Source organism: Pseudomonas sp. Root401, assembly GCF_001425105.1.
Classification (GTDB): Bacteria; Pseudomonadota; Gammaproteobacteria; order Pseudomonadales; family Pseudomonadaceae; genus Aquipseudomonas; species Aquipseudomonas brassicacearum.
This window is the reverse complement of record NZ_LMDO01000061.1, coordinates 1-1,730: the sequence shown is the minus strand read 5'-3', so window position 1 is coordinate 1,730 and position 1,730 is coordinate 1. Positions and strand designations below refer to the sequence as shown.

At 61.3% G+C, this 1,730-nt stretch carries 1 protein-coding gene; it reads right to left on the bottom strand.

The features are described from left to right. Positions 1–184: 184 nt before the first annotated feature. Complete coding sequence (locus tag ASC85_RS27325) at positions 185–1,501, bottom strand: Na+/H+ antiporter family protein (protein ID WP_162254899.1); 1,317 nt, start codon at positions 1,499–1,501, stop codon at positions 185–187. Between the last annotated feature and the right edge of the window lie 229 nt (positions 1,502–1,730).

Sequence of the window (1,730 nt, the reverse complement as noted above, 5' to 3'; positions counted from 1 at the left end):
AATAGCTACTTTGTTCATGGCAATGGTCTCCGATAGGCCCCCTGCGAAAGCTTAGTGGGCAATCGCAGGGGGCGGCGGGGGTAGCCATTTCATTAGGGGTTCGGTGGTGTCCACAACACTTGTGTCCACCCCAATCCACTGTGGGAGCGAGCTTGCTCGCGATTGAGGCAACTCGGTATTGAGGTTACAACACCATCGCCGCCACCCAACCAAACGCCAGCAGCGGCAGGTTGTAGTGGATGAAGGTCGGGACCACGGTGTCCCAGATATGATGGTGCTGGCCGTCGATATTCAGGCCGGAGGTCGGGCCCAGGGTCGAGTCCGAGGCAGGTGAACCGGCATCGCCCAGGGCGCCGGCGGTACCGACGATGCAGACGATCGCCAGCGGGCTGAAGCCCAGTTGCAGGCACAGCGGCACGAAAATCGTCGCCAGGATCGGCACCGTGGAAAACGACGAGCCGATGCCCATGGTCACCAACAGCCCCACCAGCAACATCATCAGCGCGCCAATGCCCTTGTTGTGGCCAATCCAGGCCGCCGAAGACTCCACCAGGCTCTGGACTTCGCCGGTGGCCTTCATCACTTCGGCGAAGCCTGAGGCCGCGATCATGATGAAGCCGATCATCGCCATCATCTTCATGCCTTCGGTGAACAGGTCGTCAGTCTCGCGCCAGCGCACCACCCCCGACAGCGAGAAAATCAGGAACCCGACCAGGGCGCCGATGATCATCGAGTCCACCAGCAGTTGCACCGCGAACGCCGCCGCCACCGCCAGCCCGGCCACCATCAGGCTCAGCGGGTTGTAGCGCACGGCCACTTGCTCGGCCTTGGCGATCTTCTTCAGGTCATAGACGCGCTTCTTGCGATACGTAAAAAACGACAACACCAGGCCGAACACCATGCCCAGCGCCGGGATGCCCATGGCGTGGGTAATGTTGATACCGCTGACATCCACACCGCTGCGAGCGACGTTGGCCAGGAGGATTTCGTTGAGGAAGATATTGCCGAAGCCCACCGGCAGGAACATGTAGGGTGTGATCAGGCCGAAGGTCATGACGCAGGCGATCAACCGACGGTCCAGCTGCAACTTGGTCAGCACATAGAGCAGCGGCGGCACCAGCAGCGGGATGAAGGCGATGTGGATCGGCAAAATGTTCTGGGAGGCGACCGCGACCGTTCCCAGCAAACCGATCAGCACCCATTTGACACCCGAGCCACCCGCGGCATCCTGGCGATCCACCAGGGCCAGGGCTTTGTCCGCCAGGGCGTGGGCCATGCCGGACTTGGCAATCGCCACGGCGAAGGCACCGAGCAAGGCGTAGGACAACGCCACTGTCGCACCGCCACCCAGGCCGGCGTTGAACGCCTTGAGCGTTGCCTCGATTCCCAGGCCACCCGTCAGGCCACCCACCAACGCACCGATAATCAGCGCGATCACCACATGCACGCGGGCCAGGCTGAGCACCAGCATGACGCCAACCGCGGCAATTACTGCATTTATCATCATTACCTCAAAGCACAGCGATGGAAAGCCACCGGACAAAAAGGTCGCGACTTTGCAGCAAGCGGCGGCAAGCTGCAAGGGCCGTGGGGCGGGTTTTCAAGTCTCGCAATATTTGCAGCCACCACTGCCCCCTAATGAAATGGCTACCCCCGCCGCCCCCTGCGATTGCCCACTAAGCTTTCGCAGGGGGCCTATCGGAGACCATTGCCATGAACAAAGTAGCTAT